The following is a 19953-nucleotide window of genomic DNA, read 5'->3' on the forward strand; positions in this document are numbered from 1 at the left end:
TTTTTCAAGGTGTTCAATGTCCGACAATTTCATTGTCTGACATCAGCCCATAAGCTTGATCATTCAAACTGATTTCAATCCATCGACACACAATCATCTCCTTAACACTTGAGCGGCTTCTTTAGCAAAATAACTTAAAATCACATCCGCTCCAGCCCTTTTGATGCTCAATAAACTTTCCATCATGGTAGCTTCACCATCTAACCAACCTTTTTCAGCAGCTGCCTTTATTAAGCTATATTCACCACTTACATTATATGCTGCAATGGGTAATTCATTATTTTCTTTCAACAAATGAATAACATCCAAATAAGCTAAGGCAGGTTTTACCATTAAGAAATCTGCACCTTCTTGGGCATCCAACTCAGCTTCAATTAAAGCCTCATATTTATTGGCAGGATTCATTTGGTAAGTCTTTTTATCTCCTGATTTTGGTGCTGAGTCCAATGCATCACGGAATGGGCCGTAAAAAGCGGAAGCATATTTGGCACAATAGCTCATAATAGAGGTGTTTTCATAGCCATTTTCATCCAAAACATCACGGATATATTCCACCCGTCCGTCCATCATATCAGAAGGCCCAATAATATCAATACCTGTTTCAGCTTGTGCCAAAGCCATATCAGCTAAGACATCCAAAGTTTCATCGTTTAGGATATTACCTTTTTCATCCACTATTCCATCATGACCATCACTGCTATAAGGATCCATGGCAACATCTGTCATAATGCAGGCCTCAGGGAATTTACTTTTAATTTCTTTTAGGGCTTTCAAATAAAAGAAATTTTCATCTGCGCTTTTAGTGGCCATTTTATCCTTATGTTTTTCATCTACCACAGGAAAAACATCAAAAGCATTTATACCTAATTTCAAACATTCTTCAATCTCTTTCAGCATCAAATCAACTGTGAACCTATAGATGCCCGGCATGCTATCCACTTCTACCTTCTTATTTTTTCCCTCCAATAAAAACAAAGGGAAAATAAAATCTTTGGTAGTTAATGTAGTTTCCTCCACCATATCTCTTATGGCTGCTGATTTACGGTTTCTTCTTGGACGTATTAACATAAATTGTGCTTTTTTAATGATTCAAAGTTAAGCTTTTATGAAATGGAATTTAAGATAGGATTTAAAAAAACATAAAAGCTTGAATGTAGCCTATTAGGCAATCACATGAGATAAACTTGTATTTACCTGATAGTCAACATCAAATAATACTATTTGTGAAATTTATTATTAGATTCCATATAATTATTTTTTGCTCCTACTTATGAATTTTCCTTTTACTTTTGCATAAGTTTAAAATTTTAAAAATATGCGTTCAGCTATCATTATCATCTCTATTTTAGTACTAAGTGCTTGCCAAGAATTTATAAAAAATAAAACCATTGGCTCTGAAGAAAAATTATCCATGCAATTGGGCAATGCCACATTATGGTTTCAACAATCTGCCGAAATGGAAGCTTCATTTTTACAGGCTTATGACAAAGGAAAAATGTTATTAAAAATTAAAATGGACACGCTTTCAGATTCCGGATTAAAACCTGCCGTAATTTTAGATTTAGATGAAACCGTTTTGGATAATAGTCCTTATGAGGCACGATTGTTTTTGAAAGGTGAAAATTATAGCTCTGAAAGCTGGGAGAACTGGTGCAATGAAGCAAAAGCCGATGCTTTACCCGGAGCTGTGGATTTCTTGAATTTTGCTGATAGCTTAGGATTAAAAATATTTTATGTTTCCAATAGAAAAATAGGCGTTTTCGAACCTACTTTGAAGAATTTACAAATACTGAAACTGCCTCAAGCTGAAAAGGATCATCTTTTGTTGAGAACGACTAAAAGTGATAAAACCGAAAGAAGAGAAATGGTTAAAGCAGACCATCAAATTTTATTATATGTAGGCGATAATTTAACAGATTACAGGCAGATTTTTGCAGAAAGAGATTCAACATTAGGGAAGGACTTGGTTAAAAAACATCAAAAAGAATTGCTCCATAATTTCATTATGCTTCCAAATCCGATGTATGGAGAGTGGGAATCTGCAATTTATGAGAATGACTTTTCAAAGACAGCGGACGAGAAAATTGAAATGAGAAGAAAAATGATGGATGCGTCAAGATGATAACGCCCAAGATGATCATAATTCTTAATTGAACCTTCAATTTTCTGTTGTAATAGAATAAATTTCAGATAGTTATAAAATTTTCATATTTTGTCTAAATTTTAGTCTGAGTATGAAAATTCGAAGTACTTTCTTAATATTTGTCAATCTATTGATTTTTAGGCAAAGTCCATTAATAGGGCAAAATGAAAGTTGGCAAGAAGCTCAAAAACAGGGTAATGCAACCTTAAATCTTCATTGGTACATTTCCAATCCATTTATTTATAAAAATCAGAAAGGAGAACCTGAAGGACTTGAGGTGGAAATCTTAGAATCATTCCAAAGCTATGTTAAAAACAATTACAATGTTAAGCTAGAATTAAATTGGATTGAAAACGAAAGCTTTAATAATATAATCGACCGCATTAGCTCCAATGCAAAACCCAATTCACTTGGAGTATCCGCATTTTCAATAACTGAAAAGCGAAGAAAGAGTGTCGATTTTACAGAGCCCTATTTATCGGATGTTGCGGTATTGGTTTCTAGCAAAGGTACGCCCATAGTAAGAACATTGGGCGAAATCAATAAAATGATGGCAAATATGACAGCTGTCACCATCAAAGGAACCACTTATGAGCAATTTCTTTTGGATTTAAAAAAGCAATTAAACCTAGATTTTGAAATTCTATATATAGAATCGGATAAAAATATATTGGAGGAAATTAGCAAAGCAGATGATAGGTTTGGTTTTATTGACCTGCCCATTTATTTGATGTTGATCAAAAGAGGCGGTACACTTACACGACAAAACTTCTTTACAATTAAAGGAAATGGATATGGATTTATAGCACCTCAGCATAGCGATTGGATTGAAATCTTTAATGAATTTCTTACGGATCCGAAAACTAGTGTAAAATTAGCTAACATCACTTCCAAATACATGGGGCCTGAGCTTTATAACTTTATAGATGGGCTTTATGGCCAAGATAATTTGGGGGCGTCCATTTTAACCAAAGAAAAAGAAATACAATTAGAACAATTGCGGAATGCCAATCTATTAATAGAAAAAGAAAAGAACACTCGCATCACCTATATTATCATTGCCATTGTGACCACTATTTTACTGGCCATCATCATTACGTTATTTTATAGAGAACAAAAAATTGCTAAATTACTTAGTCGCAAAAACAAACAAATAGAACAACAACAACAAAGTATTCAAAATAAAAATGAGCAATTGTCTAATCGCAATTTGCAATTGACCAATTTAAATGAGGAGAAAAACAATCTGGTTAAAATCCTTGCACATGACTTAAGATCTCCCATAAATCAGATAAAAGGTTTACTTGACATTTTAAAATTGAGCAATAGAAATTTTAAGGAAGATGATATAAAAATCATTCACCAAACTCAGGATTCTGCAGAAAGATTGAATCAAATGATATCTAAAATATTGGATTTCGATGCCCTTGAAGGCGATAGGATGAAAGTAATATTTGAAGAAATTGAGGTGAAAGAATTATTGGATTCAGTAGAAAAAGAATTAGAAGTTACTGCCAAGAAGAAAAATATAAGTATCACCTATAAAGCAAAGGAAAACATTATATTAAACTCCGATCATCTATTTCTCACCCAAATTTTAGAAAACATTATAGTAAATGCCATAAAATTTTCAGATCCCGGAAGAAAAATTTATGTGGATGCAAAATCCAACAAAGATCAAGTTATATTTTCTGTTCAAGATCAAGGTCCTGGCTTAACGGAAAAGGATAAATCCATGATTTTCAAGAAATTTCAAAAATTAAGCGCTCAACCTACTGCTGGTGAACATTCTACAGGATTGGGCTTGTCCATTGTTAAAAAATACGTGGACTTATTGAATGGGAAAGTCTGGGTTGAATCTGAAGAAGGAAAAGGAAGCACTTTCTTTGTAGCGCTTCCTAAAAAATAAATTATACTTTATCTGCCAATTGCTTCTTTAATTCTTCATTTTCCTTTTGACATTCAGCTAGCATATTCTCATAATCCTTTTGAGTTCTTTGCATTTCCTCCTGCGTGGCGGATAACTCCTCCATATTCTGGCGCATTTCCTCTTCCTGAGCTCTCATTTCCTCAGTTTGTTGTTGAGACTGCTCATATAGTTCAGTAGTTTTCTGATTAACTTTAGCAGTATTTAATGCCACAGCTATACTTTCACCAGCTTTTTGCAAAAACTCCCTTTCATATTCCTTCAAAACCCGAAAACTGGCCAATTCCATTATTCCTTCAATAATTTCATCTCTCTTTACGGGTGTAATCACAATAGATCTTGGGTTGGCATCTCCTAAGCCAGATTTAATATTGATATAATTTTCGGGCACTTCTGTTAGATAAATACTGTCTTTTTCCTGATAAGATTGCCCTACCAATCCTTCTCCAGGCTGAATTCTTTTATTAAGTTTTTTCCTTCTGTCGTAAGCATAGCAGCCTTCAAGCTCAAGAAAAACATCATCTCCTTCTTCTTTCACAATAAAAAAACCTCCTTGATTGAGCTTCATATATTTTACAAGAAACTCAATCACTTCATAAGTTAAATCTTTCAAATTATTCCCATTATCTCTAATGATATTTGATAATTCCGCAAGACCTTTATTGGTAAATCGCTCTTGTTCTTCTCTAATCGAACTTTTCTTCAAACTTTCCCGCATTTCCATCAAAGCACCACTAAGAGGATCCTCTTCATTTAAATCAAACTCTTTATCATAGTTATTATTGGCTATTTCTTTAGCAAACAGAATATTGATTTTTGTATTTTCAGCTTGTTCTTCACTTTCTATCAATTTCTGAAAAAGGAATTTAGATCGATTTCGACTATAAATAGAATAAGAAGCTGCAATCACCACTGCAACCGCTACCAATCCTGCATGAAAAAAGAATGTTTGCAAATCCATATAATCTAACTGAGTAAAATATATAGATTGATAGGATTCATTATTATTGACAAAGCCTAAATATTGAATGTAGGCAAAAACACCATGATGAATTCCTATAAAAAGAGCTGCTGGAATAAATACCTTATAATTCTGATAAGCCATTAATACTATAATAGCCACAAATGCAGTAAAATGCATTTCAAACAAACCATGCATTTGATATATGAATTGAGCCATGAAGATAGCCACAACCAAACTCCCAATATAATGATGGACATAAGTACCCTTCAAGAGAAATTTAATGCCGAAATAAAGAATTAAGCATAATGACCCAACACCTAATCCTACCAACCAAGTATCATAAAAAAAGGCCAAAAATATACCGAATAGAAAATAACCCCCGATAGTGATTTCTGTTACCCTATCTGCTCTTTTATATATTTCATCAAAATAGGATCTAAATTTACCCTTCACGATTGCTGTCATAAATTCAAAAAGTTAAAAAATTTATCAATTCTAGTATTCGTATTACCATTGGCAGGTAATTCACAACCATAAGCTATGGTGGCTAATTCTGGAAAAACCGGGGCCGCTTTTCCTTCTATCATAGCTGAAAGGGCTAAGCTAGCAAATTTTGTGTTTTGAGTAGTACAAAACCTTGCTTTATTGTAATTTCCACTAAAATAAACCTGCTGATTTTTAATTAAAACTGCTTGCGGTGTGCTGTAAACTCCTAATTCTTTAGCAATACCTCCATCTTCATCCAGCATAATATCGATTCCTAAATCATACTTCTCTCGAAAATTTTGGATCTCTTTTTGATCCTTTCCTATAGTTTCCAGAATAGCTATGAATTTTACCTTGGATTCATATTTAATTACCAGATTCCGGAATTCTTTAATATTAAACCTTGAACATGGACAATCAAAGTTATAGAAATGGATAAATAATTGCTCGTCTGATTTTATATTTAAGGAAGTTAAAAGGCTTTTTGAAATAGAGTCACCCTTAATTATGGAGGAATGATGGTCAGGAACAGGGGTAGGTTTGGAAAATCTCCATTCTTGTGCCCAAAAAATAAACCCTATTCCCGTTAGGACGAATAGGGTTAATAAAATCGCTATGATTATTCTCATTAGACCCTTCCTATTGTTAATCAATTTAATCTTTTTATTCCATTATTGTTTAAAATTTACGGAATAAAATGAGGGTCTGGATTTATTCTACTGAAATATATTTAAGCTTTATCAGGTCTGCCTTGATGTCTATCTTTTACTTTTTCCTTGGCTTTTCTCACATGTCTTTTGGCCACATCATAACAGTCTTGTCCAGCTGTTACAAAACTGTCTCCTTTACCAGAGACATATATGTCGTTGCCCGGTAAAAACACCTTTGCATCAACAGTTTTCTCTCTGTCTTCATCATTAGCATTTGATTTCAAATACAAATCAATGCCCACTATTTGGTCATTGTATTTTGAAAGTTTATTGAACATTTCACGCATGTGATCATTCAATTCTTGGCTTATATTAAAATCTACGGGTTCTAAAGTGATATCCATTATGATAAGTTATTTTGGTATAAATTTGATGTTTCAATTGTTTCGGCTATTGGCCTTAAGTCGGCTAGCATATTAAAAACCTGCTGATGACCTGTTTCAGCTTCTTGGTTATAGCGTGCATTTCGGAATGCCACTAAAGGCTCCAAATTAATTTCAGCTGGGAGTTTTTGATTATTGGATAACTCCCTTGCAGCCTGACCAATTTCTTGAAGATATTCATAAACCGTTTCTTTAACCGGCTCATTCTTTCGAAAATCTTCATAGGTCATACCATCTGTTTGTGCGTTGACCTGAGCTATGTTATCTACTATTCTATTTAAATGTTGAATTGTTTCTTGTAATTGCATCATGGTATATTAAGCGATTAAAAGGCGGATTTGTTGCGGTTTTCTCAAATTAAGGTCGCTCCGATGGAGCTTAGGGAGCAGTTTTGTCATGTATGTTACCATAAGGTGGCTCCGATGGGGCCTAGGAATGGATAGGTAGTATGGAATTATATTAATAATTCCGAAATAGAAAAAACCATTGGATTACATTTAAGTCCCAGAGGGACGAACTTATGGTAACTTCAATGAATACATGTTCCCAAGTTCCGTAGGAACAACCTTACAGATTATAGAAAATAGACATTTTGATTGAATTTATAAGCTGAAAAAAGAAAATCAAGCCTTCACTGCTTGCTTTCTTTGCAGATTCTCACAATTTTCAATCGTACAATCACCATAAAAAACTAGAGAATGATGTTTGATATCTGAACCTACAGATTTGCCCACTCGCTTTTTTATTTCCTCTATGCTAGGATCTAAAAACTCTTTGATTTTCAAACAGTCATTACAAACCAAGTGGTCATGATGCTCATAAGTTAACGCAGGTTCGTAAAGCGCATTTTTATCTTTAAAATTATGCTTTACCACTAATCCACATTCAACCAATAAATCAATCGAGTTATAAACCGTGGCTCTGGAAATGGTATATTCCTTATTTCTCATTCTCAGAAAAAGGGTCTCTACATCTATATGTTCATCTTGAGGCAAATAATAAATCTCTTCCAGAACAGAATAACGCTCAGCTGTTTTCCTGAGGTGCTGATCATTCAAATATTCATCCAATATATTTTTTGCACGTTGCAAAATTTCCTTCATCACCGGTTTAGACATCGACATCTTATCTGTTCATTTATTTATAAAGTCTAATTTAAGTCATGAATTTGAAGTTAAAAATATCCTAAGCAAAATTTAATAAAGTTTAAAGCCATTCTAAACAAGGAGCAATCACTGCCTTTTGTAAGATTAACTTTTGTTCTATTTACATAAGTTCAAATTATTTATTAGATTGATGGACTGATTAAACTCAAGTAGCCCCATGACTTATGTCATGTTTTTGGAGCAAGACAGCTATTACTTTTGAATTATCTATTTAAGCAAAATAAATGAACTCAAAAATAGCAGAAAATCAAGACTTAAAATGCAGACACTGTGGTGAAAAGTGTGACCATGAAGTGGTAGAAAACCACGGTCATGTTTTTTGTTGCGAAGGCTGTCGTCTGGTTTATGAGATTTTGCTTGAGAATGATTTAGATAATTTCTATTGTGTAGCTGATTCTCCCGGCATCAGTTCTAAAAAGAAAGGCAAAAATAATTTTGAGTTCTTAAAAGATGAAAATTTTGCCAATAGCTTATTAGACTTCAAGAATGACGAAATCAGTAAAGTGCGTTTTTACATTCCGGCCATACACTGCAGTGCATGTATTTGGCTATTGGAAAAACTTTATAAACTTCATTCAGGCATCATCAATAGCAGGGTTGATTTCAATAAAAAAACCGTCATCATTTCCTTTAAGCATGAAAAGATTTCTTTACTGGAATTGGTGAACCTTTTAGATTCCATCGCTTATACTCCTGATATTCAATTGGAAAAATCCAAAACCAATACTTCTCCTTACAGAAGAATATGGTTGCAGATTGGTGTAGCGGGCTTTGTTTTTGGAAACAGCATGCTTTTCAGCCTACCGGAATATTTTGGCCTCAATTTGTTTGATGATGATGTCATTTCAAAAATATTCCCATACCTCAATGCATTATTGGCAATTCCTATTTTGCTATTTGCTGCACAGGATTATTTTAAATCAGCTTGGGGCGTAATCAAGCAAAGACAAATCAATATGGATGTCCCGATTAGTATCGGTATCATCACACTTTTTATTTATAGTTATTACATCATTTTTTTTCAGTCTGGTTTGGGTTATTTGGACTCATTATCCGGACTGGTTTTTTTCCTTCTATTAGGTAAATATTATCAGCAAAAAACATTTGACCACTTAAGATTTGATAGAGATATTCAATCCTTTTTTCCGCTTTCGGTCACCAAGGTAAAAGGTCAGCATGAAGAACAAGTTTTGCTCAATAGTATTATTCCTTCCGATATTTTAAAAATCAGAAATGAAGAAATCATTCCTGCTGATAGTCTTTTAATTTCGGATGAGGCTTCTATAGATTATAGTTTTGTGACAGGTGAATCACTGCCTGAGAGCAAGCAAAAAGAAGAATTGATTTACGCTGGCGGAAGATTAAAAGGTGCTTCCATTTTAGTACAAGTGAAGAAAAGTCCTTCTCAAAGCTACTTAGCTCAACTTTGGGATGATGAATCCATTCAACAAGGAGCTAAAGCACAAGTGCAAAGTACGGCAGATAAAATCAGTAAATATTTCACGGCAGTGGTTTTAGTTATTGCTTTTATAGCATTCGGAAGCTGGCTTTATATAGGAGATTTTGAAAGTGGAATTAGAGCTTTTACCACCGTGTTAATAGTCGCATGTCCTTGTGCTTTAGCTCTTGCTACACCTGTTACTTTAGGTTACGCTATGAGAGTGTTGAGCAAAGCCGGATTTTTCGTGAAAAGCACTCAGTCTGTAGAAGATTTATCCAAAATTGATTCAATTGTTTTCGACAAAACAGGCACACTAACTTATTCAGATAAAGCTGAGGTGGTTTTTGAAGGCAATATGCCGGAACATAAAGTTTTAGCGGCTGTAAAAACTTTATTTAATCAATCTAAACATCCTTTAAGTCAGATAATTTATAATTGGCTTCCTTTTTATCCTACTCAAGAAATTGCTGATTATAAAGAAATCAGCGGTCAGGGAATTAGTGCCAAAGTGAATGGACAAATTATCAAATTAGGCAAGAAGCAATTTGTGGATAGCCAGGCAACTGATTTTGATAAAAAAGCCAATAGCTCTCAAGTTTTCATCAATGTAGATGGATTGACTTACGGATGCTTCAATGTAAAGCATGTTTTCAGGGAAAATATAAATGATCTCTTCAACAGCTTAAGAGCCGATTATAAATTAAATTTATTATCAGGTGACCAGCCCTCAGAAAAAGAATATTTAAGCCAATGGTTGCCTGAGGAAAATATGCATTTCGAACAATTACCAGGCGATAAAAAAGAATTTATCACCAAATGGCAGGATGGTCAGCAAAAAGTTATGATGGCTGGAGATGGTTTAAATGATTCTGCTGCCTTGCGCAAAAGTGATTTTGGTTTGGCTATCACTGAATCTACCCTTCAATTCAGCCCTGCTTGTGACGGTATCCTTTTAGGTGAGAATTTGAAGCAATTACCTAACATCATGAAATTTTCAAAAGCCGCATTCAAATTAGTGATTGCAGGCTTTGTACTCTCTTTTTTATATAATGTGGTGGGCTTAAGTTTTGCAGTTCAAGCACTTTTATCACCTGTAATCGCTGCTATTTTAATGCCGATTAGTTCCTTTTCAGTCGTTCTTTTAGCAACCCTAGGAACCAAATATTTAGCAGAAAAACATCTAACTACAATCGAAAAAAGCAGGGATTTATGAACATACTGGTAGTTTTAATCATCGTGAGTTTGATAGTGGCAAGTGGTTTCTTAATTGCCTTCATTTGGGCAGTTAGATCCGGTCAGTTTGATGACGCCTCCACTCCTTCTTATAGAATGCTATGGGATGATGCCATCACCAAAAAAGAAAATAAATCAAGTAATCAATCAACAAATCATAAACAAGAATCAAATGGAAATTGAAAAGTTTCACTATGACAACAAAGTCGTCAAATACTTTGCTATAGCAACAGTAGTTTGGGGCGCCATCGGGATGTTGGTGGGCTTATTGGCCGCCACACAGCTATTTGCACCGGAGGCTAATTTAGGTTCGGAATATACCACTTTTGGTAGAATTAGGCCTTTGCACACCAATGCCGTTATTTTTGCATTTGTGGGTAACGCTATCTTTGCCGGTGTTTACTATTCCATGCAAAGATTGCTGAAAACCAGAATGTTCAGTGATACTCTCTCATGGATTAATATGTGGGGATGGCAGCTCATCATACTATCGGCTGTTATTACCCTACCAATGGGTTTCACCTCTTCAAAAGAATATGCCGAATTGGAATGGCCAATAGATATAGCCATCGCCCTAATCTGGGCTGTATTCGGAATCAATATGATCGGAACCATTATTAAAAGAAGAGAAAAACATATGTATGTGGCCATTTGGTTCTACATTGCTTCTTTTGTTACCGTTGCAGTTTTGCATATAGTCAATTCATTTGCACTCCCAGTTGACTTTATGAAAAGTTATTCTGCTTTTGCTGGTGTTCAAGACGCATTGGTGCAATGGTGGTACGGTCATAATGCGGTGGCATTCTTCTTAACTACTCCATACTTAGGTTTGATGTACTACTTCTTGCCTAAAGCTGCTAACCGACCAATTTATTCCTATAAATTATCAATTGTTCACTTTTGGGCCTTAATATTCTTGTATATCTGGGCAGGTCCTCACCACTTACTTTATACTTCATTACCTGAGTGGGCACAAGCATTGGGTACTGCATTCTCCATTATGTTAATTGCTCCATCTTGGGGTGGTATGGTAAATGGATTATTAACCTTGAGAGGTGCATGGGATAAAGTAAAAGAAGATCCAATCTTGAAATTTATGGTAGTGGCCATTACTGCTTATGGTATGGCTGTATTCGAAGGTCCAATGCTATCCTTAAAAAGTGTTAACGCTATTGCACACTATACTGATTGGATTGTAGCACACGTCCATATTGGTGCTTTAGGTTGGAATGGCTTTTTAACCTTCGGTATGTTGTACTGGATGATCCCACAAATGTGGAAAACGAAATTATTCTCCAGAAAATTAGCAAATACTCATTTCTGGTTAGGAACATTAGGTATAATATTCTATGCCTTGCCGATGTATGTATCAGCATTTACACAATGGTTGATGTGGAAAGAATTTACTCCAGAAGGAATTTTGCAATACCCTAACTTCTTATCCACTACCCTACAAATTATCCCAATGCATATGTTAAGAGCATTTGGTGGTTTGTTATACTTGGCTGGTGTTTTTGTGATGGTGTACAACTTAATCAAAACTGCTAAAGCAGGAAGTTTTGTAGCCAATGAAGCAGCTGAGGCACCGGCTTTGGAAAAAGCGGTAAGTAAAGGAAAAGAGTACTGGCACAGAGTATGGGAAAGAAAACCTATTTTCTTCACCATTTTAACTACTGTAGCTATATTAATTGGTGGAATTTTTGAGTTAATCCCATCTTTTATGATGAAAGATAATGAAGCTACCAAAATTGAAGCTGTGAAGCCTTATACCCCACTGGAATTGGAAGGTCGTGATATTTATATCAGTGAAGGCTGTGTAGGTTGTCACTCTCAAATGATTCGACCATTCCGATATGAAACGGAACGATATGGCGAATACTCAAAGGCAGGTGAATATGTCTATGATCACCCATTCTTGTGGGGATCCAAAAGGACAGGGCCTGACTTACATAGAGTAGGAGCAAAATATCCTGACTCCTGGCATTTCAACCACATGTACGACCCAAGGTCGATGTCACCGGGTTCTACCATGCCGCCATATCCATGGTTGTTGGAACAGCCTTATGATTTGGAAGGACTTCCTGATAAAATTACGGTGATGAGAAAGTTAGGAGTTCCTTATGAAGAAGGCTTTGAAGAAGAGGTACAAGCAAATGCCATGGCGCAAGCTGAAAAAATTGTCAAAAGTCTTGAGGCTGACGGAATTGAAACAGTTCCTGAAGCTAAGATCGTGGCTTTGATTGCCTACTTACAAAGATTAGGTACAGATATAAAAGTTGCTGAAAATTAAAATAAGAAATCATGTTTAAGCACTATTTTGAAACTATAGAAAATGTGGAAATCTTTCCCATCATTTCGCTGAGTATATTCTTTTTGTTTTTCCTTGGTCTGATTTGGTGGGTGATAAGAGCAGATAAGAATTATATCAAAAAAATGAAATCCTTACCCATGGAAGAGGATAATGTTACATACAAAAATGATTCTCAAGATGAAAAAAATCACTAAAATGATATGGAGTTGCCTTTTCCTTTTAGGATTAGGGACTGCCCCACTTTTTGCACAAGTTGAAGAAGCTGTGGAAGAGCTGGAAATTGAAAAAGTGACGATGTGGGAGCAACTAATGCAAACGGAACAAGGTCGTCTTTTACTTTTGATTGGTGGCTTACTTGTTATTTTGATTGTCTTAATGGTCATATTAGCTATTTTGATGGTCAAGACTGCAGATTTAATCCTTACAAAAAAAGCAGAAGAAAAAGGTGAAGCACGCTTAAGTTTCTTCAAGCAATTCAAGCAAAGATGGATTACCGGTAAATTTAAACCTGTTGACAAACAAGGTGATATGATGCTAGACCATAACTATGATGGCATCAAAGAAATGGATTACGGAATGCCACCCTGGTTAAAGTATGTCTTCATCGGTACTTTCATTTTTGCTTTATTTTATGTACCGGCTTTTTTGATTTTTGACATTATTCCTGATCAACAGACGGAATATCAAGCCTCTATTGAAGAAGCAGCGCTAAGGGCTGAAGCACGTGCAAAAGCAGGAATGGTACAAATCACAGCTGAAACTGCCGAGTTGCAAACTGATGAGGCTGTAATGAAAGCTGGCCAAGTTTTATATAAAAAGAACTGTGCTGTTTGTCATGCTGATGATGGTGGCGGAGGTGTAGGCCCTAACCTAACGGATGATTACTGGATCCATGGAAATGATATCAAGGGTGTATTCACCACAGTGTCAGAAGGTGTTCCAGCAAAAGGGATGATTCCATGGAAGGGCAATATGAGCCCGAAGCAAATTCAGGATGTATCCAATTATGTATTAAGCTTAGTAGGTACTACTCCTGCTAGTCCGAAAGAACCACAAGGAGAAATCAGAAAGCAGAGAAAAGCGGAAGAACGTATAGAAGAGAATGTGGATGAATTGCCTGAGGTGGAGGAAGTAGAAGAATAGAAAATATTGATAATGGTCGGTGTGCCACCGACCATGGTGCAGTCGCTCAGAAACTTGCAGGTGAAAACACCTGCAAGCGGGGGTACGATAAGCGATTAAAATGAAAAATCAAGAACTACCATCCCCCGTTTTGGTGTTTTCACCAAAACTTTCTGGGCAGGAATGAATATTAAAACAAAACCTGTCAGGTATTAAAAATCTGACAGGTTTAAATTTCACAAGTAAAATGGATAATTTAGACCAAGAACAATTTAGAGGGCAGCTCGCCACAGTTGGTGAGCAAGGGAAAAGGAATTGGATCTATCCCAAAAAACCAAAAGGGATTTTTCATAATTACAGAAGGGTATTAGCTTGGTTGCTCTTAATTCTTTTTTTTGCTGGTCCTTTCATTAAAATTGGAGGTCATCCTTTATTGCTATTCAATATTTTTGATCGGCAGTTTGTGATATTGGGAAGTGTTTTCTGGCCACAGGATACCCACCTATTAATCTTCCTTTTACTGATTTTTGTTGTATTCATTTTATTATTCACAGTAGTTTTTGGAAGGGTATGGTGTGGCTGGGCTTGTCCACAAACCGTATTTATGGAAATGGTCTTCCGTAAAATTGAATACTGGATTGAAGGAGACTCAAACCAACAGAGAAAACTAGCTAAGGCTCCTTGGACTTGGAATAAAATTTGGAAGAAAACCACCAAACAAGGTGTTTTCCTTTTCATATCCTTTTGGGTTTCCCATACATTTATGGCTTATCTGATTGGAATAGGTGAAATGTCAGAGGTGATTCAAGCAGGACCACAAGCTAACTGGAGTGCTTTTACCGGATTATTAGTATTTACAGGTATTTTCTATTTTGTCTTTTCTTATTTCAGGGAACAAGCTTGTACTGTTGTTTGCCCTTATGGAAGATTGCAAGGTGTTTTCCTTGATAAAAAATCCATAGTGGTGATTTATGATTGGTTGAGAGGCGAACCAAGGGGGAAATTAAAAAAGAATGAACCTCAATCAGACAAAGGAGATTGCATTGATTGTAATTTGTGTGTTCAAGTTTGCCCAACAGGAATTGATATCAGAAACGGTACTCAGATGGAGTGTGTTAATTGCACGGCCTGCATTGATGCTTGTGATGAAGTAATGACCAAAATCAATAAACCAAAAGGCTTGATTCGATTTGATTCTGAAGAAGGAGTAGAACGAAAGACTAAAAAATTAATCACCCCTAGAGTGATAGCATATTCTGTAGTCTTAGCAATATTAGTTGGAGCCATGGGATTTTTATTAATTGGAAGAGCGCCAATTGAAGTAACCATGACGAGAACACCAGGCTCTATTTATCAGATTAAAAACGATTCTATTATCAGCAATATGTATCAAATGGAAATGATCAATAAGTCCTTTGACCCTATGAATCTGACTTATAAGGTTAAACCGGAATCAGCCAGTTTATTTTTTCCTTCTGGGCCAATTGAAATATTGGAAGGGCAAGAAAAAGATGAAGTTTATGTTTTTGTGGAAATGACTAGAAGAGAGTTTGCATTAATAGACGAGAAAATTCAAGTTGAAATTTATAGGGATGATGAGTTAATCCAAACCATTGATTCAAGATTTCCTGGGCCTAACACATTTAGTAAGAAATAATTATGAACTGGGGAAATAAAATAACATTAGTATTCATAGGTTTCGTGATTTTAATAGTATCCATGGTGATATTCAGCATGAAGCAAGAATTTCACATGGTTGAAGAAAATTATTATGAAGAAGAAATAGCTTATCAGGGCAAAATGGATGAAATCCGAAATGGACGTGATTGGGAAGGCATTGTTTCTGTAAAACAAGTTGACAATACTTTAGCATTGATTTTTGAAGAGGCTGAAAAAGTAAAAGGAAAAATTCAATTTTACAGACCTTCAGATGCTGATTTAGACTTTTTTGTCCCCATTAGTGAGGAAGTAAATATCCCCATTGAAAAATTTAAAGCCGGAAATTGGAAGGTCTCATTTATTTGGGAAGCCAATGGCAAAAAATATTTTAAGGAAGAGCAGATTTTTATTCAGCGTTAAAAAATGATCTGGGCAGCACTTAGCATTGGTTTATTGGGCGGGATACATTGTACATTTATGTGCGCCCCATTAATGCTTGGCGTTTTCCGAAACCAATCCATGGCTTGGGGCTTTGTGGCTTACCAAACAGGAAGAATCATTACCTACATCATTTTAGGGCTTGCCTTAGCATTTGTTGGAGAAAGTTTGTCCATTTTAGGTTGGCAAAATAGTCTTTCCATCATTATGGCCATTTTCATAGTTTATTTTTATGTGTTGCCTGCTCGTTATCGATTTTTGAAATTCATCAATAAAATAGAATCAGTCCCTTATCAAAAAGTAAAAGATGGATTCAAAAGATTCATTGGAAAACAAGACCTACTATCCAGATTTTCAATTGGTCTGCTTAACGGCCTTCTTCCCTGCGGACTAGTCTATCTAGCACTTCTAAGCTCTTTTGCCACCGAAACCATTATGGATTCTGTTGTGTTTATGGCTGTTTTTGGATTAGGTACTTTACCCTGGTTGATCGGAAGCGTTTGGGCTGGAAAAATAACCTTCAGAAAATTAAACGGCTTTACTCAGAAATTAAGACCTGCTTTGGCTTTAACACTTGCTTTATTCCTTTTCCTAAGAGGTTTGGAAGTGCAATTTATTCATATTCCGTTGCCTGATTTAGGACAGACTCAAACTACTATGGATATTCCTATTTGTGGGGAGAGATCAGAATCTAATTTATAACTTCCTAGAACCCCTTCCAAAATCCCATATTTTCCATACTTTTGCTTATCAGGAAACTTAAGACAATAATCGATTTACTATGGAATTGAAGAAAATAGCAATAAACCACATTCACGAGCAACTAGGTGCTAAAATGGTGCCTTTTGCTGGTTATAATATGCCTGTTTCTTATACAGGTTTAATTGAAGAACATAACACCGTCCGCAATGCAGTAGGGATTTTTGATGTTTCCCACATGGGAGAGTTTTTGATTTCAGGGCCAAAAGCATTGGACTTGATTCAAAAAGTATTTAGTAATGATGCTTCTACTTTGGTAGTAGGAAAGGCGCAATATGGCTATTTGCCTAATGATAATGGCGGGATTGTAGATGATTTATTGATCTATAGAATTGGTGAGGAAGAATATATGTTGGTGGTGAATGCTTCCAATATTGAAAAAGATTGGAATTGGATAGCCAAACAAAATGAGGGCTTCGGAGCTATTATGAAAGATATTTCTGATGATTTTTCACTTTTTGCGGTACAAGGACCAAAAGCTGAGGATACTTTACAGAAGTTGACCACTGCCATGGACTTATCTGCTATCAAGCCATTCCACTTTCAAGTAGCGCCTTTTGCCGATACGAAATATGTGATTATGTCCAACACAGGATATACAGGTGCTGGTGGTTTTGAAATTTATTTACACAACAAAGATGCGGAAAGTGTTTGGCGCAAAATTTTAGATGCAGGTGAAGAATTTGGTATAAAACCAATCGGACTTGGCGCAAGAGATACATTAAGAATGGAAATGGGCTTTTGTTTATATGGAAATGATATAGACGATACCACCTCTCCGATAGAAGCAAAACTAGGCTGGGCAACCAAATTCACCAAAGATTTCATCAACGCTGAAAACCTAAAAAAACAAAAAGAAGAGGGCGTTGAACGTAAATTAATTGCCTTTCACATGTTGGATAGAGGAATTCCAAGAAAAGGATATGAAATACTAGATATGGATGGCAACACTATTGGAGTTGTAACATCTGGAACACAATCTCCTACTTTAGGTCATGGCATTGGTATGGGTTATGTGAAAACGGAATTTTCAAAACCTGAATCTGAAATTCAGATTGCCGTAAGAAAAAATAAATTGAAGGGAATGGTCAAGAAATTACCTTTGATTTAGAAGCAAGTGTTGAAGAGAATAGGTTTTGAAGTGATTAATCATACTTTTTTATATTAGGAATATAGCCCAAACCTGTCAGGTTTCTATTCTATTTTAATCTTTACAAAAAAGGATTCAGTATTGAAGTATATAGATGATGACAATTCATCAAATTCTTTTCAACAAACCTTAACTATAGTGTAACTAAATTTAGAATAAAGAAAAGCTTTAGATTAGGGTTCATTTTCATGTTGATGTATTTGAATTATTTTTATCAGGGTTAAAATTATATTAACTTAATTCCCAGAAACTAATTGACTACAATTTGGAAGTATTAGGCATTGACATTGGCGGTTCTGGAATGAAGGCCGCCATTGTAAATTTAAAAACAGGAGAATTTACTACTAAACGTAAACGATTTAAAACCCCGCAACCCGCTACTCCCGAAGCCATGATGCAAACTGTGGTAAAACTGCAAAAGCATTTCGATTGGTCTGGCCCCATTGGTTGCGGATTCCCTGCGGCAATTATTGATGGAACCGTAAAAACAGCTTCTAACGTTGATAAAAGCTGGATAGAAAAACCGCTTGCCAATATGATCAGAAAGGCTACCGGTTGCGCCACTCGAGTAATGAATGATGTAGATGTGGCGGGCTTAGCTGAAATGCGATTTGGTGCTGGGAAAGACCACAATGGAACTGTTTTAGTATTGGCTCTGGGTACTGGCATTGGATCTGCCTTATTCCATAATCAACAAATAATGCCTAATACAGAATTAGGACATATACAATTCAAAGGAGATATAGCAGAAGCCTATGCGGCCAATTCCGTTAGGGAAAATGAAGATTTAAGTTGGGAGGTATGGGGCAAGCGATTAAATCTATATCTAGTAGAAGTCCATAAATTATTTTGGCCAGATTTAATCATTATTGGAGGCGGTGTCAGCAAGAAATTTAAGAAGTACGAAAAATATATTGATAAAAAATTGAATGTGATTCCAGCCGAATTAAAGAATCATGCGGGTATTATTGGTGCCGCAAGTCAGTTTTTATAAAATTCAATTGAGCTGACTTTTATGATAACCAGTCAAAGCAAATTGATATACTTCATGCTTTTCTTTCTGCTTTAAATATTCTTCTTCACCAGTTAATTGATACAAACTATTATAGATTAAAGATGAAAGGTGATCTCCACCACCGTTCCGCTCAAGGAAGCTTAAAGCATTTTTAAGTTCTACTATTTTTTTGTTGCTATCATAACTATTTTTCAAGGTCCGGAAAATAGCTCCATAACAAAGGCCGAATTTTTGGAAATAGACTTTTTCTGAATTCTTGAGTTTCTCAATTTTCAATTGAACAGATTCATTGTTGATTTTATTCGAAATTGCACTTTCAATATACACCTCATAAAACTTCATGTTTTTAGGATAGATTTTGTGTAACTTTTCCGCATATTTAAAAGCAGAATCCACATTATTTTCAAGCCTTAAATAAATATGGGAAAGATAAATTAAGGCTTCTGTTTTGGCAATACTTTCCCCTTTTGCTACAGTTTTCAGCCATTTCAATCCTGTTTCTTTATTGCCTTCTTTAAATAACCACATCATACTTCCATATAAAGCATTTTCATTTTTATAATATTGATAGTAATAATGGTATAAAGCCGATAAAAACATCAATTCATCCTGTTCCGGGGCCTGTTCTAAATTATCCTTAACAATGTCATAGACGTTGGATCCATTTTTAAAGGCCTTATAATAATTACCTTGGTTATAATTAAACTCAGCTTTCAACAAAGCACTGTTGACAAAAAAGTAATCTAATTCAGCATCCTCATTTCCGGTTGCTTCCAAATAATTATTATACTGAGATAATGTTTCTTCATCTTGCTCATGGATGGGCAAATAATACCACCTCATGAAATGTGATTTTAGAAAATTATATTGACTGGCTTCTTGAATACTATCAATATTTGAGAGCAAACTATTAGCTTTGGGGAATTCAAAATTATAAAGATGATTGAAAAATTGTTGATTGTCTTTATTATCAATTTGAGAAAGGGCAACAATACTATATTGAATAAAAACGAAAAAAAGGATACACTTTTTCATTAAAATTTTCA

Annotated in this window: 19 protein-coding genes; 12 read left to right on the forward strand and 7 right to left on the reverse strand. The window is 35.2% G+C overall.

Annotation, left to right across the window (positions count from 1 at the left end):
* Window positions 1-93: 93 nt before the first annotated feature.
* Window positions 94-1068, reverse strand: coding sequence for a porphobilinogen synthase (gene hemB, locus ACFE0M_RS13865; RefSeq protein ID WP_434546375.1), 975 nt, complete (start codon window positions 1066-1068; stop codon window positions 94-96).
* 247 nt (window positions 1069-1315) lie between these two features.
* On the opposite strand from hemB, the gene ACFE0M_RS13870 reads away from it, so the two are divergent.
* A complete protein-coding gene (locus ACFE0M_RS13870; protein ID WP_434546376.1) occupies window positions 1316-2122 on the forward strand; it encodes a 5'-nucleotidase, lipoprotein e(P4) family in 807 nt (268 codons plus the stop codon).
* 112 nt (window positions 2123-2234) lie between these two features.
* A complete protein-coding gene (locus ACFE0M_RS13875; protein ID WP_434546377.1) occupies window positions 2235-4052 on the forward strand; it encodes an ATP-binding protein in 1818 nt (605 codons plus the stop codon).
* 1 nt (window position 4053) lies between these two features.
* Here ACFE0M_RS13875 and ACFE0M_RS13880 read toward each other — a convergent pair whose 3' ends face one another.
* From ACFE0M_RS13880 to ACFE0M_RS13900, 5 genes are all read right to left on the reverse strand, one after another.
* On the reverse strand, window positions 4054-5499 hold the full coding sequence (locus tag ACFE0M_RS13880) for a GAF domain-containing protein (protein WP_434546378.1): 1446 nt from the start codon (window positions 5497-5499) through the stop codon (window positions 4054-4056).
* The gene (locus tag ACFE0M_RS13885; RefSeq protein WP_434546379.1) at window positions 5496-6149 is read right to left on the reverse strand and encodes a peroxiredoxin family protein; all 654 of its coding nucleotides are present in this window, start codon (window positions 6147-6149) and stop codon (window positions 5496-5498) included. The genes ACFE0M_RS13880 and ACFE0M_RS13885 overlap by 4 nt, the downstream gene beginning before the upstream one ends.
* Window positions 6150-6250: 101 nt before the next feature.
* Window positions 6251-6574, reverse strand: coding sequence for a ribosome hibernation-promoting factor, HPF/YfiA family (gene hpf / locus ACFE0M_RS13890; protein WP_434546380.1), 324 nt, complete (start codon window positions 6572-6574; stop codon window positions 6251-6253).
* Entirely contained in the window at window positions 6574-6924 is a 351-nt protein-coding gene (locus tag ACFE0M_RS13895) for a hypothetical protein (protein ID WP_434546381.1), read from the reverse strand. Before ACFE0M_RS13895 ends, hpf begins: the two co-directional genes overlap by 1 nt.
* A gap of 312 nt (window positions 6925-7236) precedes the next feature.
* Window positions 7237-7716 carry a Fur family transcriptional regulator gene (locus ACFE0M_RS13900; protein WP_434546382.1) on the reverse strand — a complete coding sequence of 160 codons (480 nt, stop codon included), beginning with the start codon at window positions 7714-7716 and terminating at the stop codon, window positions 7237-7239.
* Between the two features lie 287 nt (window positions 7717-8003).
* On the opposite strand from ACFE0M_RS13900, the gene ACFE0M_RS13905 reads away from it, so the two are divergent.
* From ACFE0M_RS13905 to ppgK, 10 genes are all read left to right on the forward strand, one after another.
* Window positions 8004-10433: a heavy metal translocating P-type ATPase gene (locus ACFE0M_RS13905; RefSeq protein WP_434546383.1), complete on the forward strand. Its 2430-nt coding sequence runs from the start codon at window positions 8004-8006 to the stop codon at window positions 10431-10433.
* Window positions 10430-10636: a cbb3-type cytochrome oxidase assembly protein CcoS gene (ccoS, locus tag ACFE0M_RS13910; RefSeq protein ID WP_434546384.1), complete on the forward strand. Its 207-nt coding sequence runs from the start codon at window positions 10430-10432 to the stop codon at window positions 10634-10636. The genes ACFE0M_RS13905 and ccoS overlap by 4 nt, the downstream gene beginning before the upstream one ends.
* The gene (gene ccoN / locus ACFE0M_RS13915; RefSeq protein ID WP_434546385.1) at window positions 10626-12743 is read left to right on the forward strand and encodes a cytochrome-c oxidase, cbb3-type subunit I; all 2118 of its coding nucleotides are present in this window, start codon (window positions 10626-10628) and stop codon (window positions 12741-12743) included. Before ccoS ends, ccoN begins: the two co-directional genes overlap by 11 nt.
* A gap of 11 nt (window positions 12744-12754) precedes the next feature.
* Window positions 12755-12958, forward strand: coding sequence for a cytochrome C oxidase Cbb3 (locus ACFE0M_RS13920; RefSeq protein WP_434546386.1), 204 nt, complete (start codon window positions 12755-12757; stop codon window positions 12956-12958).
* Entirely contained in the window at window positions 12942-13907 is a 966-nt protein-coding gene (locus ACFE0M_RS13925) for a c-type cytochrome (protein WP_434546387.1), read from the forward strand. Before ACFE0M_RS13920 ends, ACFE0M_RS13925 begins: the two co-directional genes overlap by 17 nt.
* Window positions 13908-14133: 226 nt before the next feature.
* Window positions 14134-15543, forward strand: coding sequence for a cytochrome c oxidase accessory protein CcoG (gene ccoG / locus ACFE0M_RS13930; RefSeq protein WP_434546388.1), 1410 nt, complete (start codon window positions 14134-14136; stop codon window positions 15541-15543).
* A gap of 2 nt (window positions 15544-15545) precedes the next feature.
* Entirely contained in the window at window positions 15546-15965 is a 420-nt protein-coding gene (locus ACFE0M_RS13935; RefSeq protein ID WP_434546389.1) for a FixH family protein, read from the forward strand.
* Window positions 15966-15968: 3 nt separating this feature from the next.
* Complete coding sequence (locus ACFE0M_RS13940; RefSeq protein WP_434546390.1) at window positions 15969-16685, forward strand: sulfite exporter TauE/SafE family protein; 717 nt, start codon at window positions 15969-15971, stop codon at window positions 16683-16685.
* Window positions 16686-16764: 79 nt separating this feature from the next.
* Window positions 16765-17853 (forward strand): glycine cleavage system aminomethyltransferase GcvT, encoded by a 1089-nt coding sequence (gcvT, locus tag ACFE0M_RS13945; RefSeq protein ID WP_434546391.1) that lies wholly within the window; start codon window positions 16765-16767, stop codon window positions 17851-17853.
* 304 nt (window positions 17854-18157) lie between these two features.
* Window positions 18158-18886 carry a polyphosphate--glucose phosphotransferase gene (gene ppgK / locus ACFE0M_RS13950; protein WP_434546392.1) on the forward strand — a complete coding sequence of 243 codons (729 nt, stop codon included), beginning with the start codon at window positions 18158-18160 and terminating at the stop codon, window positions 18884-18886.
* 3 nt (window positions 18887-18889) lie between these two features.
* Here ppgK and ACFE0M_RS13955 read toward each other — a convergent pair whose 3' ends face one another.
* Window positions 18890-19942 (reverse strand): hypothetical protein, encoded by a 1053-nt coding sequence (locus tag ACFE0M_RS13955; RefSeq protein WP_434546393.1) that lies wholly within the window; start codon window positions 19940-19942, stop codon window positions 18890-18892.
* Window positions 19943-19953 lie beyond the last annotated feature (11 nt).

Source organism: Marivirga sp. (assembly GCF_051117495.1).
Lineage (GTDB): Bacteria > Bacteroidota > Bacteroidia > Cytophagales > Cyclobacteriaceae > Marivirga.